The sequence below is a fragment of the Halobellus captivus genome (genome assembly GCF_003697845.1).
GTDB lineage: Archaea > Halobacteriota > Halobacteria > Halobacteriales > Haloferacaceae > Halorubrum > Halorubrum glutamatedens.
This window is the reverse complement of record NZ_RDQE01000033.1, coordinates 1-1,511: the sequence shown is the minus strand read 5'-3', so window position 1 is coordinate 1,511 and position 1,511 is coordinate 1. Positions and strand designations below refer to the sequence as shown.

Below are 1,511 nucleotides of genomic sequence, written 5' to 3'. Positions count from 1 at the left end.
TCGCTAGTTGTCCACTCTGGCTCAGCAGCTCACAAGCTGACACGTTGTAGTGAAGGAAGCGGGTGAATCAGGAACCTGATTCATCCGCTGTCCGGATACGCACCTAATGAATCTTCCACAACTCAAGCAGGTGCTTACAGATCCGGACGAGTTCATTACGAACAGCCAACTCAAGACTCTTGCTCTGGAGGTGCTTGAGTTGATTCCGATGCCAGGAATCGAGGGGTCGCCCCTCGATTCCGGCGATATCATGGAAGTCGTTCTCCGTGCGGCTGTCGGGACAACCTCGGTCAACGGGGTCACGACCAACACAGACGAGACACCCAACAGAGAACCCGTCATGGACTGGCTCCATACTCTCGACAAAGAGCCGATGCTGGACGCTGTCAACGACATTCTCGCGACGTTGGCGATGTCGGTTCTCGACCGGTCGCGGTCGAGAACCGTCTGCATCGATTTCATGGACAACCCGTTTCACGGGCACCCAGCGGACGAAGACGAGTTCAGGCGAATGCAAGCGCGTGATGGCACGACGAAGTGCCATCGGTACTGCACGGCGTTCGTACTCGCGCAGGGAAAGCCGCTGACGCTGGCGGTTGAACCGGTTGCTGGCGACGATAGCGCAGCCGACGCGGTCGAGCGCGTGCTCGCCCGCGTCGAACTGTATCCGTTCGAGCTCGAGCGGATTCTCATGGATCGAGCAGCCTACGTCGGCGAGGTGATCGGCGTGCTTCGGGCGACAGCGCCGCCAGTCTTCCCGGTCAAGACCGGGAAAGACTCGCTCCGGAAGAAACTTTCAGCGACAGCGTCGTACATGACCGAAGAAACGATCTGTGAAGGTAAAGCGCACGAACAGACGTTTCCGCTGGCGGTGAACGTGACCTACCAGAACGGTGATCGCGGGAAGTCAGGACTCAAACAGACTGGATACGCGGCGTACGGTCTGGAAGACCGCACGCCGCGGCAAGTGGCGCGGATCTACAACAACCGCTCACGGATCGAGAAGAGCTACGAGAAGTTCCGGGAAGCGCGGGCCCTTACGACGACGCCATCGACAACAATTCGGCTCTTCTACGTGGGTGTAGGGTTCCTGTTAGAGCAGTTGTGGCTGGTGGTGCAGTGGGCAGTGCTCGCCCGGCCACGGCGTGGCGGGCGAGCACGCCTGGTAGAGTTCACGTTCAGTGATGCGTTTCTCCATGGGATCGAACGGGTGTTGGACGACGAGCTCGGCTGGAAGACCAAGCATCGGACAAACGGGGAGGGACTGCCACCAGGATACGAGCACGGACTCGGGTGAGCCGCCTCGCTTCGGTCGAAGCGAGGCTGGCGGGGAGCAACAGCTGTCTTCTGAGAGCGGTTTGAGCGATGGCCACAGCGGAAAGCAACCAGATCTTTGACTCTTTTCCCAGTCTCTGTAGTGCCAAAAGTGTCCTTCGTCTCGTTTCGGCGCTCTCACCATGTCAGACCAGCCTCTTGCTGCCGCCGCTATCGAGAGAGTGGACAACTAGCGA

At 59.2% G+C, this 1,511-nt stretch carries 1 protein-coding gene; it reads left to right on the top strand.

Going from position 1 to position 1,511, the window contains the following annotated elements; all coding sequences use genetic code 11:
- Positions 1 to 106 precede the first annotated feature (106 nt).
- Positions 107 to 1,297 carry an ISH3 family transposase gene (locus tag EAO78_RS17560; RefSeq protein WP_050033704.1) on the top strand — a complete coding sequence of 397 codons (1,191 nt, stop codon included), beginning with the start codon at positions 107 to 109 and terminating at the stop codon, positions 1,295 to 1,297.
- Positions 1,298 to 1,511: the final 214 nt, after the last annotated feature.